The following is a 15,058-nucleotide window of genomic DNA, read 5'->3' on the forward strand; positions in this document are numbered from 1 at the left end:
TTCTGCCAGACATCGGAGCCTGAAGACGCATGCCGCACACGAAAGATGAATTACCCGACGCGCTGTATGGCGCCGCACAGGTGCGCGAACTCGATGCACGGCTGATTGCCGCCGGTACGCCGGGTTTCGAATTGATGCAGCGCGCGGCGCATGCGACGTGGCGGGCGCTGGTTCGGCAGTGGCCGGCGGCGACTGAACTGACGGTGCTGGCCGGGCATGGCAACAATGCGGGGGACGGTTATCTGGTCGCAGCATTGGCGCAGCGGGCCGGTTGGCACGTGCGGGTGTTGGCGGTCGGCGATCCACAGCGATTGCAGGGTGATGCGGCGTTGGCCCATGCCGAGGCGCTGGCGGAAGGTGTCGCGGTGCAAGGCTGGCAGCCTCAAAGTGAACTGTGTGGCGTCATTCTCGATGCATTGCTCGGCACAGGTCTGAGCGGGGATGTGCGCGAGCCTTACGTGTCGGCGATCAAAGCAATCAACGCCAGCGGTTTGCCGGTGACAGCTGTCGATATCCCTTCCGGGCTGAGTGCTGACACAGGGCACGTGCTGGGTGTCGCCGTGCGAGCCGATCTGACGGTGACCTTTATCGGGCTGAAACTCGGCTTGTTCACTGGAGACGCAGCGGATCATGTTGGCTCTTTGCTGTTTAATGATCTGCAAGCAAGCGCCGACATCTATCGTGACATTCCGGTCATCGCCCGACGGCTCAATACAGCTAATCTTCCGAGGCTGGCGGCGCGTGCACCAACTGCGCACAAGGGCCGTTTCGGCCATGTGCTGCTGATCGGTGGCGACCACGGATTTGGCGGAGCGATCCTGCTCAGCACCGAAACGGCCCTGCGCAGCGGCGCAGGCATGGTTTCGCTGGCGACCCGTCCCGAACATGTGCCGGCAGCGCTGACTCGTGTCCCGGAGGTCATGACACTCGGAACATCGTCGGCCAATCAGTTGATGGCTTTGCTGGAAAAAGTCTCGACGCTGGTCGTCGGGCCTGGCCTCGGTCAGGCCAGTTGGGGGCGTGCGTTGCTGTCAGCGGCGGCCAACGCAGCCTTGCCGCAAGTGTGGGACGCCGACGCACTGAACCTGCTGGCCAGCGGTTTCGTCGAGTTGCCCAAGGATTGCGTGATCACCCCGCATCCGGGCGAGGCAGCGCGTCTGCTGGGTATCGGCACCGCCGAAGTTCAGGCAAATCGTCCGGCAGCGGCGCTGGCGTTGAGCAATAAATATAAGGCAGTGGTTGTGTTGAAAGGCGCGGGCAGCCTGATCGCGCATCCCGATGGCCGTCTGGTGTTGTGTCATCAGGGGCATCCGGCCATGGCCACCGCCGGGCTGGGTGATGTGCTGGCCGGTTTGACTGGCGCGCTGCTGGCGCAAGGCATGGACGGTTTCGAGGCCGCTTGCCTGGCCGTCTGGCTGCATGCCAATGCCGGTCTGCAACAAGGTAAATTCGGCCGTGGGCTGGCGGCCAGTGATCTGATTCCAGCCATTCGTCAGTTGTTGGAGGAGCAAGCACCGTGTCTGAAGTAACCCTGTACCTGGCCGATGAGCAGGCCATGAGCGACTTTGGTGCACGGATCGCCCGCGTGACCCAGGGCCATGGCCTGATTTTTCTCGAAGGCAACCTGGGCATGGGCAAAACCACCCTGTCGCGGGGCATCATTCGCGGGCTGGGCCATGTCGGTGCGGTAAAAAGTCCGACCTTCACCTTGGTCGAACCCTACGAAATCGGTGACGTCCGCGCCTTCCACTTTGACCTGTATCGCCTGGTCGATCCGGAAGAGCTGGAGTTTCTCGGCATCCGTGACTATTTCGAAGACGATGCGATGTGTCTGATTGAATGGCCCGATAAAGGTGCAGGCTTTTTGCCAAAGCCTGACCTGACCATTACCATTAGCCCGCAAGACAGCGGGCGTTCGCTGAAAATTTTATCCCAGGGCTCGCGTGGCGAGGCCTGGTGTGCCGCTTTGGCGTTGGAATCCAATTAAATGATGGGGTTTGGTATGCGCTTTCGCGCGTTGGTGGCTGCCGCTGGACTGATGTTGATGGCAGTAACCGTCAACGCTGTGGCCGACTCAAAGGTCAACAGCGTGCGCCTGTGGCGGGCGCCGGACAACACGCGACTGGTCTTTGACCTGAGCGGCCCGGTGCAGCACAGCGTCTTCACCCTGACCGCGCCGGACCGGCTGGTGATCGACATCAACGGCGCTACCCTCGGTGCGCCGCTGAATGTGCAGACCGCGAACACGCCGATCACCGCGATGCGTTCGGCCCAGCGTACGCCGACCGATCTGCGCGTGGTCATCGACCTGAAGAAAGCCGTTACCCCGAAAAGCTTCTCGCTGGCGCCCAACGCGCAGTACGGCAACCGTCTGGTGGTCGATCTGTTCGACAACCCGGCCGACGCCGCACCGCCGCCGGCACCAACGCCGCAGTTGGCGACCGTGCCTGCGGTGCCGGTAACCCCGACCGAACCGGCTATCAAACTGCCGCCAGCCCCGGCCGGCAAGCGTGACATTGTGGTGGTGATCGACGCCGGCCACGGTGGCGAAGACCCGGGTGCATCCGGCTCGCGCGGTCAGCGTGAGAAAGACGTGGTGCTGCAGATCGCCCGTGAACTGCAGCGTCAGGTCAACGGCATGAAAGGCTTCCGCGCCGAATTGACCCGTACCGGCGACTACTTCATCCCGCTCCGCGGCCGTACTGAAATCGCCCGCAAAAAAGGCGCCGACCTGTTTGTGTCGATTCATGCCGACGCCGCGCCATCTGCAGCGGCCTTCGGTGCGTCGGTGTTTGCCCTGTCTGATCGCGGCGCGACGTCGGAGACCGCTCGTTGGCTGGCCGACAGCGAAAACCGTTCCGACCTGATCGGCGGTGCCGGCAACGTCAGCCTCGACGACAAGGACCGCATGCTCGCCGGCGTATTGCTCGACCTGTCGATGACCGCCTCGCTGACCTCCAGCCTCAATGTCGGGCAGAAAGTCCTGACCAACATCGGCCGCGTCACGCCGCTGCACAAACAGCGTGTGGAGCAGGCCGGGTTCATGGTGTTGAAGTCGCCGGACATTCCGTCGATCCTGGTCGAAACCGGGTTTATCTCCAACGCCAACGAAGCGAACAAACTTTCCGCATCGAGCCACCAGCAAGCGCTGGCGCGTTCGATCAGCAGCGGCGTGCGCCAGTTTTTCCAGCAGAATCCGCCACCGGGCACTTACATCGCCTGGCTGCGTGATTCCGGCAAGATCGCCCAGGGCCCGCGCGATCACCGCGTCGGCCCGGGCGAAACGCTGGCAATGATCGGCGTGCGCTATCAGGTGTCGCCGGCCACGCTGCGCGCCGCCAACAACCTGAAAAGCGACGAGCTCAAAGTCGGTCAGCACTTGACCATTCCCGGCACCGAACTGGCGTCCAAAGAATGAACGAAGTGTTGAATGCTGCTGCCCGCATCGAACTGCTCAGCCCCCGACTGGCGAACCAGATTGCCGCCGGTGAGGTGGTCGAACGCCCGGCCTCGGTAATCAAGGAACTGCTGGAAAACAGCCTCGACTCCGGCGCCAGACGGATTGATGTCGACGTCGAACAGGGCGGCGTCAAACTGCTGCGCGTGCGTGACGACGGCAGCGGGATTTCCGCCGATGACCTGCCGCTGGCCCTGGCCCGTCATGCCACCAGCAAGATCCGCAACCTTGAAGACCTTGAACAAGTGATGAGTCTCGGTTTCCGCGGTGAGGCACTGGCGTCGATCAGCTCCGTGGCGCGCCTGACGCTGACCTCGCGCACCCTTGACGCTGACCAGGCCTGGCAGGTGGAAACCGAAGGCCGCGACATGGCGCCCCGAGTGCAACCAGCGGCGCATCCGGTCGGAACCTCGGTGGAAGTTCGCGACTTGTTCTTCAACACGCCGGCACGACGCAAATTCCTCAAGACCGAAAAAACCGAATTCGATCACCTGCAAGAAGTGATCAAACGTCTGGCGCTGGCGCGTTTCGACGTGGCTTTCCACCTGCGACATAACGGCAAGACCATTCTCAGCCTGCACGAGGCCCACGATGATGCGGCCCGCGCCAGGCGTGTGGCGGCGATATGTGGTTCCGGCTTCCTGGAGCAGGCGCTGCCGATCGAGATCGAGCGCAATGGCCTGCACCTGTGGGGCTGGGTCGGATTGCCAACCTTCAACCGCAGCCAGGCGGATCTGCAGTATTTCTTTGTAAACGGCCGCGCGGTGCGCGACAAACTGGTCGCTCACGCGGTGCGTCAGGCGTATCGCGACGTGCTGTTCAACGGCCGTCACCCGACCTTTGCGCTGTTTTTCGAAGTCGATCCGGCGGCGGTCGACGTCAACGTGCACCCGACCAAACACGAAGTGCGCTTCCGTGACGGGCGCATGGTGCATGACTTCCTTTATGGCACGCTGCACCGCGCGTTGGGCGACGTGCGTCCGGAAGATCAGCTTGCCGGCTCCGTGACCACCGCTGTCGTGCGGCCTACGGGCCTCGATGCCGGCGAGTTCGGCCCTCAGGGTGAAATGCGCCTGGCAGCCAATGCGCTGCTGGAACAACCGCAGGCGCAACCGGCGTTCAATACCTCGTCCGGTGCCAGTGCTGGCGGCGCTTATCAGTATCAATACACGCCGCGCCCGCAATCAGCCGTGCCGGTTGCTGAAGCTCAGGCTGCGTATCGCGAGTTTTTTGCGCCGTTGCCTGAGGCGAACGCCAACGCATTGCCGGCCGGTCAGGAAGACATTCCGCCGCTCGGCTATGCCTTGGCGCAGTTGAAAGGTATCTACATTCTTTCCGAAAACGCCCAAGGACTGGTGCTGGTGGACATGCATGCCGCTCACGAGCGGATCATGTACGAGCGCCTGAAAATCGCCATGGCCAGCGAGGGCCTCAGCGGTCAGCCGTTGCTGGTGCCGGAATCGCTGGCGGTCAGTCAGCGTGAAGCCGATTGCGCTGAAGAACACGCCGCATGGTTCCAGCGTCTGGGCTTCGAACTGCAGCGGCTGGGCCCGGAAACCCTGGCAATCCGTCAGATTCCGGCTTTGCTGAAACAGGCCGAAGCCAACCGCCTGGTTGGCGATGTGCTGTCGGATCTGATGGAGTACGGCACCAGTGACCGGATCCAGGCGCACCTCAACGAATTGCTCGGCACCATGGCTTGCCACGGCGCGATCCGCGCCAACCGGCGTTTGGCCCTGCCGGAAATGAACGGCCTGCTGCGTGACATGGAAAACACCGAGCGCAGCGGTCAATGCAACCATGGCCGACCGACATGGACCCAATTGGGTCTGGACGATCTGGACAAACTGTTTCTGCGCGGTCGTTGATGAGCCAGCTCCCTCCCGCGATTTTCCTGATGGGCCCGACCGCTGCGGGCAAGACCGACCTGGCCATCGAGCTGACCAAGGTGCTGCCGTGCGAGTTGATCAGTGTCGATTCGGCACTGGTCTATCGCGGCATGGACATCGGCACCGCCAAGCCTTCGAAGGAATTGCTGGCGGAATATCCGCACCGTTTGATCGATATCCTCGATCCGGCTGAAGCCTATTCCGCTGCAGATTTCCGTCGCGATGCTCTGCAAGCCATGGCTGAAATCACCGCGCGCGGAAAAATCCCGCTGCTGGTGGGCGGCACGATGCTCTATTACAAGGCTTTGGTCGAAGGTCTGGCAGATATGCCGGCCGCCGATCCAGAAGTCCGCGCGCAGATCGAGGACGAGGCTGCACGCCTTGGCTGGCAAGCCCTGCACGATCAATTGGCGATTATTGATCCGGTGTCAGCGGCACGGATTCACCCGAACGATCCGCAGCGCCTGAGTCGCGCGCTGGAAGTTTATCGAGTCAGCGGTCAGAGCATGACCGCGCTGCGCCAGCAACAATCTGCGCAAAGTACTGAAGCAGCCGCTTCGGGACTGCAACAATTGCCCTATACTGTCGCGAACTTGGCCATTGCCCCGGCAAATCGTCAGGTACTGCACGAGCGCATTAAACAAAGATTCACAAATATGTTGGAACAGGGGTTCATCGACGAGGTCGTAGCCCTGCGTAAAAGAAGTGACCTGCATTCAGGGTTGCCGTCTATACGTGCGGTAGGCTACCGCCAAGTCTGGGACTACCTGGATGGCAAGCTGACGTTGGCTGAAATGCAGGAGCGCGGCATCATTGCCACGCGCCAATTGGCCAAACGCCAGTTCACCTGGCTGCGCAGCTGGGAAGATATACACTGGCTGGACAGTCTTGATTGCGACAATCTGCCACGCGCCTTGAAATACCTTGGGACCATCTCCATATTGAGCTGAGTCCTTGCAATTGCCGTCTATCCTTGGGGGTGTGGCGGCCAAAGCCATCTGAATTACCTATTTTTTATTATTGAATCCTTAAAGGAGTGCGGCACATGTCAAAAGGGCATTCGCTACAAGACCCTTACCTGAATACTTTACGTAAAGAGAAAGTTGGGGTTTCCATCTACCTGGTCAACGGTATCAAACTGCAAGGCACGATCGAGTCGTTCGACCAGTTCGTGATCCTGCTGAAAAACACCGTGAGCCAAATGGTTTACAAACACGCTATCTCGACAGTAGTGCCGGTTCGTCCAATTCGTCTGCCAAGTGCCGCCGAAAGTGAACAGGGCGACGCTGATCCTGCACCGGGTAACGCCTGATAGGAGTCTCCTTTGTTCTTTGAGCGCCACGGTGGTGGTGAACGAGTAATCCTCGTTCACTTGGATGGACAGGACCCTGAGGCGCGCGAAGATCCGCAGGAGTTTCAGGAATTGGCTAATTCGGCCGGCGCCGAGACCGTTGCGTTTTTTAACGTGCCGCGTCATCGGCCAACCGCCAAATACCTGATTGGCAGTGGCAAGGTCGAGGAACTGCGCGACCTGGTCAAAGCTGAAGAAGCCGATCTGGTGATTTTCAATCACATCCTCACGCCCAGTCAGGAACGTAACCTCGAACGTGTTTTCGAGTGTCGCGTGATCGACCGTACCGGTCTGATTCTCGATATTTTCGCCCAACGCGCCCGTACCCATGAAGGCAAGCTCCAGGTCGAACTGGCCCAGCTTGACCACATGAGCACCCGCCTGGTTCGCGGCTGGACTCACCTTGAGCGTCAGGGTGGCGGCATCGGCATGCGCGGTCCGGGTGAAACCCAGCTGGAGACCGACCGCCGTCTGCTGCGGGTCCGCTTGCGCCAGATCAAGGGCCGGCTGGAGAAAGTGCGCAGCCAGCGCGAGCAATCGCGGCGTGGCCGCTCCCGTGCGGACATTCCGACCGTGTCGCTGGTGGGATATACCAACGCCGGTAAATCCACTCTCTTCAACAACGTGACGAAATCCGACGTGTACGCGGCTGACCAGTTGTTCGCCACGCTGGACCCGACCCTGCGTCGTCTGGATCTGGACGACCTGGGGCCGATTGTCCTGGCGGATACGGTGGGCTTCATTCGTCACTTGCCGCACAAGCTGGTCGAAGCATTTCGGTCTACCCTCGAAGAGTCGGCGAACTCCGACCTGCTGTTGCACGTGATCGATGCGGCGGAACCGGATCGCATGTTGCAGATCGAGCAGGTGATGGTGGTGCTGGGCGAGATCGGTGCCCAGGACTTGCCGATACTCGAGGTCTATAACAAACTCGATTTGCTTGAAGGCGTTGAGCCACAAATCCAGCGCGACGAAAACGGCAAGCCCCAGCGGGTCTGGCTTTCGGCACGTGATGGCAGTGGTCTGGAATTGCTTGAACAAGCCATCGCCGAATTACTTGGCAGTGATTTGTTCATCGGTACATTGCGCTTGCCGCAACGATTCGCCCGACTGCGTGCGCAGTTTTTCGAACTCGGTGCGGTGCAGAAAGAAGAGCATGACGAAGAAGGCATCAGTCTGCTGGCCGTTCGTTTGCCCCGTGTCGAGCTGAATCGACTGGTAAGCCGCGAAGGATTGCAGCCGATGGAATTCATCGAGCAACACACTTTGCAATAAAAGCCTGAAAAAGCGGTTGTGCCGCAACGGCAGGCATTCTGTAGCATTGGTCGGCGCGCCGTGGGTGCGTCTTTGCTTTATCAGATGGAGAGCGCTATGGCTTGGAATGAGCCGGGTGGCAACTCGAATAATCAGGATCCTTGGGGTGGCAAGCGCCGCAATAACGGCGACCGCAAGGGGCCACCGGATCTCGACGAGGCCTTCCGAAAGCTGCAGGAAAGCCTGAACGGGTTGTTCGGTGGTGGTAAGAAACGCGGTGGTGATGATGGCGGTGGCTCGGGCAGGAGCGGCGGCGGCTTCGGCGGTCTGCTCGGCATCGGCCTCGTTGTGCTGGCGGCTGTCTGGCTGTACAGCGCGGTCTACGTGGTGGACGAGCAGGAGCAGGCCGTGGTGCTGCGCTTCGGCAAGTACTACGAGACTGTCGGCCCGGGCCTGAACATCTACTTCCCGCCGATCGACAAAAAGTACATGGAAAACGTCACGCGTGAGCGTGCGTACACCAAGCAGGGCCAGATGCTGACCGAAGACGAGAACATCGTCGAAGTGCCGTTGACCGTGCAGTACAAGATCAGCAACCTGCAGGATTTTGTGCTGAACGTCGATCAGCCGGAAATCAGCCTGCAGCATGCGACCGACAGCGCCCTGCGCCATGTGGTGGGTTCCACCGCCATGGACCAGGTGCTGACCGAAGGTCGTGAGTTGATGGCCAGCGAAATCAAGGAACGCCTGCAACGCTTCCTCGATACCTATCGCACCGGTATCACCGTCACTCAGGTCAACGTACAGAGCGCAGCGGCACCGCGTGAAGTGCAGGAGGCCTTTGACGATGTGATCCGCGCCCGTGAAGACGAGCAGCGCTCGCGCAACCAGGCTGAAACCTACGCCAACGGCGTCGTGCCGGAAGCCCGTGGTCAGGCCCAGCGCATCCTCGAGGATGCCAACGGTTACCGTGACGAAACCGTCTCGCGCGCCAAGGGTGAAGCCGATCGCTTTACCAAACTGGTCGCCGAGTATCGCAAGGCACCTGAAGTCACCCGCCAGCGTCTGTACCTGGACACCATGCAGGAAGTCTTCAGCAGCACCAGCAAGGTACTCGTGACCGGCAACAAGAACGGCCAGAGCAACCTGCTTTACCTGCCGTTGGACAAAATGATTCAGAACAGTTCGGGCAGCAATGCGCCGGTCACCGGTTCGGCTGCCGCCAGCAACAACACGGACGTCACGCCGCATGTCACTGACCTGCCGCAATCGCGCACAAGGGAGACCCGCTGATGAGCAATAAATCGCTGATCGCCCTTATTGTTGGCGTCGTTGTAGTACTGGTGGGCTGGAACTGCTTCTATATCGTGGCTCAGACCGAGCGTGCGGTGCTGTTGCAATTCGGTCGTGTGGTTCAGGCCGATGTGCAGCCGGGTCTGCATGTGCGGGTGCCTTTCGTTAACCAGGTGCGTAAATTCGACGCACGTCTGATGACGCTGGATGCACCGACACAGCGTTTCCTGACCCTGGAAAAGAAAGCCGTGATGGTCGATGCCTACGCCAAGTGGCGCGTGAAAGATGCCGAGCGCTTCTACACCGCGACTTCCGGCCTCAAGCAAATCGCCGACGAGCGTTTGTCCCGTCGTCTGGAATCCGGTCTGCGTGATCAGTTCGGTAAGCGCACCCTGCACGAAGTGGTGTCGGGTGAGCGTGACGCACTGATGGCTGACATCACCGCGTCGCTGAACAAAATGGCGGAAAAAGAGCTGGGTATCGAAGTCGTCGATGTCCGGGTCAAGGCTATTGATCTGCCGAAAGAAGTAAACCGCAGCGTGTTCGAACGTATGAGCACCGAGCGTGAGCGTGAAGCTCGCGAGCACCGCGCCAAGGGTAACGAGCTGGCTGAAGGCATCCGTGCCGACGCCGATCGTCAGCGCCGCGTGCTGCTGGCCGAAGCCTATCGTGAGTCCGAAGAGATTCGCGGTGACGGCGACGCCCAGGCCGCAGCGATCTACTCCAAGGCCTACGGTCAGGATCAGGAGTTCTACGGTTTCTATCGTAGCCTGCGTGCCTACCGTGAAAGCTTCGCGAACAAGTCCGACGTACTGGTCCTCGACCCAAGCAGCGACTTTTTCCGTTACCTGGAAAAGTCCAAGCCTTGATACGCCGTTGACCTGAATCACTCCGCCCGGCGGCTAAAACCTCGGGCGGGGTGATCCTTTGGGAAAACGTGTGTATGATGCGGCAGCCGGGAAATTCCCGGCTTTTTTGCGTCTGCACGTTTGATTGCTGTTTTTTGTTGCAGGCATCGGGTTGAATGGCCCGAGAGTATTTCGAGGAAAGTGATGGGCGAAGCCGGTAACAGGCCTTTCGCCGCGTCGTTCATGCGCGTGCGTTTTGAACGGATCGGTCATTTTCTGCTTCACTCAAGGCTCGCCCGCAGGCTGGCCGCCCGGATCAAAGGGGAATGGCGTAATGGCAACGGTAGACCGCTGGCTGCTGCCAGATGGCATCGAAGAAGTACTGCCACCGGAAGCGGCGCGCATTGAAGTCGCGCGTCGTCAGGTGTTGGATCTGTTCCAGAGCTGGGGTTACGAGTTTGTCGTGACTCCCCATATCGAGTACCTGGAATCCCTGCTGACCGGCGCGGGCCAGGACCTGGATCTGCGTACCTTCAAGGTCATCGACCCGCAATCGGGCCGGCAGATGGGTTTCCGTGCCGACATCACGCCGCAAGTGGCGCGCATCGATGCGCACACCCTGCGGCGCGAAGGCCCGAGCCGTTTGTGCTATGCCGGTAGCGTGCTGCACGCCCAGCCGCGTGCACTGTCGTCCTCGCGCAGCCCGATCCAGTTGGGCGCCGAGTTGTACGGGGACGCCAGCCCGAGCAGCGACGTTGAAGTGATCAGCCTGATGCTGGCCATGCTGCAACTGGCCGACGTGCCGGATGTGCACATGGACCTCGGTCATGTCGGCATCTATCGGGGTCTGGCGCGTGCCGCCGGTCTGTCCGGTGAAGTCGAGCAGCAGTTGTTCGATGCCTTGCAACGCAAGGCCATCGACGAGGTCATTACCTTGACCGAAGGCTTGCCGGCCGACTTGTCCGGCATGTTGCGGGCGCTGGTCGACCTGTGTGGCGGCCGTGAAGTGTTGAGTGCTGCCCGCGAGCGTCTGGCCAATGCGCCGGTCCCGGTGCTGGCGGCGCTGGAAGATTTGCTGGCGATCGCCGAGCGGTTGTCGGTGCGTTTCCCTGATTTGCCGCTGTACTTCGATCTGGGCGAGCTGCGTGGCTACCACTACCACACCGGTGTGGTGTTCGCCGTGTTCGTGCCGGGCGTTGGCCAGTCCATTGCTCAGGGCGGTCGCTATGACGACATCGGTGCCGACTTCGGTCGCGCCCGTCCGGCAACTGGTTTTTCCACCGATTTGAAAACCCTGGTGACCCTGGGGCGTGCTGAGATCGAGCTACCGTCTGGCGGTATCTGGATGCCTGACAGTACGGATGCGGCACTCTGGCAGCAGGTTTGCCAGTTGCGCAGTGAGGGTCAGCGTGTCGTTCAGGCGTTGCCTGGACAACCTTTGGCCGCCGCCCGTGATGCGGACTGCGACCGGCAATTGATTCAGCAGAACGGGCTTTGGCAAGTATCGCCACTGGCTTCTTGAGTTTTCCTGCCGGCCATCGCCGGCACCAAGTTTGCGCGAATGAGGACAAGTGTTATGGGTAAGAATGTCGTAGTCCTGGGCACCCAATGGGGTGATGAGGGCAAAGGCAAGATCGTTGATCTGCTGACCGAACATGCTGCCGCCGTAGTGCGCTACCAAGGTGGCCACAACGCTGGCCACACACTGGTGATCGACGGCGAAAAAACCGTCCTGCACCTGATCCCGTCGGGCGTGCTGCGCGAAGGCGTGCAGTGCCTGATCGGCAACGGCGTGGTGGTTGCACCTGACGCCCTGCTGCGCGAGATCACCAAGCTGGAAGAGAAAGGCGTACCGGTGCGTGAGCGTCTGCGTATCAGCCCGTCCTGCCCGCTGATCCTGTCCTTCCACGTGGCGCTGGACCAGGCCCGTGAAAAGGCCCGTGGCGAGCTGAAGATCGGTACCACCGGTCGCGGCATCGGCCCGGCGTACGAAGACAAGGTTGCCCGTCGTGGCCTGCGTGTTGGCGACCTGCTGAACATGCCGCGTTTCGAAGACAAGCTGCGTGAACTGGTGGACTACCACAACTTCATGCTGGTCGGTTACTACAAAGAACCGGCCATCGAGTTCGAAAAGACCCTGGCCGAGTGCAAGGAATACGCTGAGCTGCTCAAGCCGCTGATGCTCGACGTCACCGCCGAGCTGCACGACCTGCGTCGCGCCGGCAAAGACATCATGTTCGAAGGCGCCCAGGGTTCGTTGCTCGACATCGACCACGGTACCTACCCGTACGTGACCAGCTCCAACACCACCGCTGGTGGGGTGGCGACCGGTTCCGGCGTTGGCCCGATGTTCCTCGACTACATCCTGGGTATCACCAAGGCTTACACCACTCGCGTCGGTTCGGGTCCGTTCCCGACTGAGCTGTTCGACGACGTCGGCGCACACCTGGCCAAGCAAGGTCACGAGTTCGGCGCGACCACCGGCCGTGCCCGTCGTTGCGGCTGGTTCGATGCCGTTATCCTGCGTCGCGCTATCGACGTGAACAGCATCTCGGGCATCTGCCTGACCAAGCTGGACGTCCTCGATGGTCTGGAAACCATCAACATTTGCGTTGGCTACAAAGATGCGCAAGGCAACGCCGTTGCGCCAACGGACGCTGACAGCTACGTAGGCCTGCAGCCTGTATACGAAGAAGTGCCAGGCTGGACCGAATCGACCGTGGGCGCCAAGACCCTGGAAGAGCTGCCAGCTAACGCTCGTGCCTACATCAAACGCGTTGAAGAGCTGATCGGCGCGCCGATCGACATTATTTCGACGGGCCCGGACCGCAACGAAACCATCGTTCTGCGTCATCCGTTTGCTTGATAAGTCGTTGATGTAAAAACACAAAGGCCCCTTAACCGGGGCCTTTGTCGTTTATGCCTGTTGGACGGCATGACCTTTGCTGTGAATCTGTCTACAAGAGTGCCATCAAATTAATGGCGTCAGAAGTAGAGGGATTCACAGTGTCGGCCGTTCTCTCACTGTTACAAAGCCGTTTGTTGCGGCCCGTGTTCGTTACCCTTGGTATCGCTCTTTTGGTGCAGGTGTTGGTGGCCGTTGCCCTGACGCGGAGCACCGTCACCGCGCTGGAAGCTGATTTGGCGCTGCGTCTGGGTGCCGACAGCCAGAAACTCTCCGGCGAGCTGGAGCAGGCCGGGCGTGAAGTCACGTCAAGTCTCGATGCCTTGTCTGCCAGCACGCGTCAGCGGCTTACTGCCGGCCTGTCTTCGCGACTGAAAGACGAGCAGGCGCAACTGCGTGCGACGCTGGAAAAGGATCTGAAGGACTCGGCCAATGACATGGCGCAATTGCTCGCCTCGGTGGCTCCGCGTGCCATGTGGGACAGCGACGTTCCAACTCTGTCCGAGTTCGCCCGCCGCGCCCAGCGCAATCCCAACGTGCTGTTCGTGGTCTACGACGACGCCACCGGCCAGCATCTGACGCGTTATCTCAACCGCGAAAATCCGATCAACAAGGCCCTGCTGGAAAAAGGCCAGGGCGAACGTGCGCTGGATAAGGTGCTGGATGCGGCGAAAAACGATCCGTCGGTTTACTACCTTGAGGCCTCGATCAATCCCAATGGCGTGGAAATCGGCAAGGTGCTGATGGGTGTTTCCACGGCGTCGGTGGAAACCGATCTGGCGGCACTGGACAAGCGTTTCTCCGCGCTGATCGCCAGCAGTGACCAGTTGGTCGGCGACAGCCTGAAAGGCGCAGCAGCAGACAGTGCCAAAGCCATGCAGGCGCGCCTGCAATCGGCGCAGTCAACGGCCGTCGAAATGAAAGCCAACACCGCCAATACTGTTCAAGAAGCAGCAGCGACCCTGCGGTGGCGGATCGGCATGGGCCTGGCGCTGGTTGGCTGCGGCGTGCTGCTGCTACTGGCCGTCGTGCTCGGTCATCGAGTGGTCAATCGCCTGAAGATGCTCAACGCCGCGATGGATGATCTGGCGGCGGGCGAGGGGGATCTGACCAAGCGTGTACAGATCAACAGCAAAGATGAAATCGGCGACATGGCCTCGGCGGTCAATCGTTTTGTGGATAAGTTGCAGCCGATCGTGCGCGAGGCAGGCGATGTCGCGCAGCGTACCGGCGTGGAAATCGGCGCGATGACGCTGCGCAATGCCGGTGCGGATGCAGCGGCGGGCATGCAGCGTGATGAGGTGGCAGAGAGTCTGCGCGCGTTGTCGCAAATGGCTGACGAGGCGCAATCGGAAAGCCATGCGATGCAAGCGGCTTTGAAACAGGTTGTGGATATTCGCCAGGCCACCGACGAAAACACCCGCACCTCCGCCAAGGTCGGCAGCCTGATCGAGGCGCTGGCGGGGCAGGTCGATACCGGGGCGAAAGTCATCGAGCGGCTGGCGCAGCAGAGCGAGCAGATCGAAGTGGTGCTGACGGTGATTCACGGGATTGCCGAGCAGACCAACCTGCTCGCGCTCAACGCCGCCATCGAGGCGGCACGGGCAGGCGAGACCGGGCGCGGGTTTGCGGTGGTGGCGGACGAGGTTCGCGCATTGGCCAGCAAGACACAAAGCTCTACCGGCGATATCCAGGCGCACATCGTCGCGTTGCAGCAGGGTGCGCGTGAGGCGGTCGAGGCGATCGGCCAGGCCGGGCGTCAGGCCAGCGAAGGCTTGCTGGTATTGCGTGACAGCGCGCGCTTGCAGCAGTCAGTGCAGGCGTCGGTCGAGCAAGTGCATGCAGCCATTGGTCTGGCAACGCAGGCGGCGGCGCATCAGGCGCAAGGTGCACAGGCGGTGCGTGGGCGGGTCGAGACGATTCATGCGCAAGCCGAGAAAGCGGCTCAGGCGGTGGTGGAAACCACGGCGAGTGGCAAGGTGCTGGATGGTCTGGCGGCGCAGCTGAAGGCGAGTCTGGGGCAGTTCAGGGCTTGATGGTGTAATTAAGGGCCCTTTCGCG

At 60.9% G+C, this 15,058-nt stretch carries 12 protein-coding genes; all 12 read left to right on the plus strand.

Going from position 1 to position 15,058, the window contains the following annotated elements:
* Window positions 1-29 precede the first annotated feature (29 nt).
* The 12 genes from ACM6IV_RS21545 to ACM6IV_RS21600 all read left to right on the plus strand — a co-directional run bounded on the left by ACM6IV_RS21545 (window position 30) and on the right by ACM6IV_RS21600 (window position 15,033).
* A complete protein-coding gene (locus tag ACM6IV_RS21545; protein WP_414871554.1) occupies window positions 30-1,529 on the plus strand; it encodes an NAD(P)H-hydrate dehydratase in 1,500 nt (499 codons plus the stop codon).
* On the plus strand, window positions 1,517-1,987 hold the full coding sequence (tsaE, locus tag ACM6IV_RS21550; protein WP_108224393.1) for a tRNA (adenosine(37)-N6)-threonylcarbamoyltransferase complex ATPase subunit type 1 TsaE: 471 nt from the start codon (window positions 1,517-1,519) through the stop codon (window positions 1,985-1,987). The genes ACM6IV_RS21545 and tsaE overlap by 13 nt, the downstream gene beginning before the upstream one ends.
* 51 nt (window positions 1,988-2,038) lie before the next feature.
* Window positions 2,039-3,418 (plus strand): N-acetylmuramoyl-L-alanine amidase, encoded by a 1,380-nt coding sequence (locus ACM6IV_RS21555; protein WP_414871696.1) that lies wholly within the window; start codon window positions 2,039-2,041, stop codon window positions 3,416-3,418.
* Window positions 3,419-3,426: 8 nt separating this feature from the next.
* Entirely contained in the window at window positions 3,427-5,325 is a 1,899-nt protein-coding gene (gene mutL, locus ACM6IV_RS21560; RefSeq protein ID WP_414871697.1) for a DNA mismatch repair endonuclease MutL, read from the plus strand.
* Window positions 5,325-6,296, plus strand: a complete 972-nt coding sequence (gene miaA, locus ACM6IV_RS21565; RefSeq protein WP_414871698.1) for a tRNA (adenosine(37)-N6)-dimethylallyltransferase MiaA — start codon at window positions 5,325-5,327, stop codon at window positions 6,294-6,296. The genes mutL and miaA overlap by 1 nt, the downstream gene beginning before the upstream one ends.
* A 95-nt stretch (window positions 6,297-6,391) precedes the next feature.
* Window positions 6,392-6,658, plus strand: a complete 267-nt coding sequence (gene hfq / locus ACM6IV_RS21570; RefSeq protein WP_150783168.1) for an RNA chaperone Hfq — start codon at window positions 6,392-6,394, stop codon at window positions 6,656-6,658.
* A 12-nt stretch (window positions 6,659-6,670) separates the two neighbouring features.
* Window positions 6,671-7,972, plus strand: coding sequence for a ribosome rescue GTPase HflX (hflX, locus tag ACM6IV_RS21575; RefSeq protein WP_123448395.1), 1,302 nt, complete (start codon window positions 6,671-6,673; stop codon window positions 7,970-7,972).
* 96 nt (window positions 7,973-8,068) lie between these two features.
* On the plus strand, window positions 8,069-9,244 hold the full coding sequence (hflK, locus tag ACM6IV_RS21580) for an FtsH protease activity modulator HflK (RefSeq protein ID WP_064117197.1): 1,176 nt from the start codon (window positions 8,069-8,071) through the stop codon (window positions 9,242-9,244).
* Window positions 9,244-10,113: a protease modulator HflC gene (gene hflC, locus ACM6IV_RS21585; protein WP_414871555.1), complete on the plus strand. Its 870-nt coding sequence runs from the start codon at window positions 9,244-9,246 to the stop codon at window positions 10,111-10,113. The genes hflK and hflC overlap by 1 nt, the downstream gene beginning before the upstream one ends.
* A gap of 313 nt (window positions 10,114-10,426) precedes the next feature.
* A complete protein-coding gene (locus ACM6IV_RS21590; protein ID WP_414871556.1) occupies window positions 10,427-11,614 on the plus strand; it encodes an ATP phosphoribosyltransferase regulatory subunit in 1,188 nt (395 codons plus the stop codon).
* Between the two features lie 54 nt (window positions 11,615-11,668).
* Entirely contained in the window at window positions 11,669-12,958 is a 1,290-nt protein-coding gene (locus ACM6IV_RS21595; RefSeq protein ID WP_008078328.1) for an adenylosuccinate synthase, read from the plus strand.
* A gap of 140 nt (window positions 12,959-13,098) precedes the next feature.
* Window positions 13,099-15,033, plus strand: a complete 1,935-nt coding sequence (locus ACM6IV_RS21600; RefSeq protein ID WP_414871557.1) for a methyl-accepting chemotaxis protein — start codon at window positions 13,099-13,101, stop codon at window positions 15,031-15,033.
* Window positions 15,034-15,058 lie beyond the last annotated feature (25 nt).

It is taken from the genome of Pseudomonas sp. IT-347P, from assembly GCF_949768005.1.
Lineage (GTDB): Bacteria > Pseudomonadota > Gammaproteobacteria > Pseudomonadales > Pseudomonadaceae > Aquipseudomonas.

Excerpts from the sequence above, each read along its gene's own strand:
- ACM6IV_RS21545 (WP_414871554.1), top strand. The coding sequence starts at position 30 with ATGCCGCACACGAAAGATGAATTACCCGACGCGCTGTATGGCGCCGCA.
- ACM6IV_RS21555 (WP_414871696.1), top strand. The coding sequence starts at position 2,039 with ATGTTGATGGCAGTAACCGTCAACGCTGTGGCCGACTCAAAGGTCAAC.
- miaA (WP_414871698.1), top strand. The coding sequence starts at position 5,325 with ATGAGCCAGCTCCCTCCCGCGATTTTCCTGATGGGCCCGACCGCTGCG.
- hfq (WP_150783168.1), top strand. The coding sequence starts at position 6,392 with ATGTCAAAAGGGCATTCGCTACAAGACCCTTACCTGAATACTTTACGT.
- hflK (WP_064117197.1), top strand. The coding sequence starts at position 8,069 with ATGGCTTGGAATGAGCCGGGTGGCAACTCGAATAATCAGGATCCTTGG.
- hflC (WP_414871555.1), top strand. The coding sequence starts at position 9,244 with ATGAGCAATAAATCGCTGATCGCCCTTATTGTTGGCGTCGTTGTAGTA.
- ACM6IV_RS21590 (WP_414871556.1), top strand. The coding sequence starts at position 10,427 with ATGGCAACGGTAGACCGCTGGCTGCTGCCAGATGGCATCGAAGAAGTA.
- ACM6IV_RS21595 (WP_008078328.1), top strand. The coding sequence starts at position 11,669 with ATGGGTAAGAATGTCGTAGTCCTGGGCACCCAATGGGGTGATGAGGGC.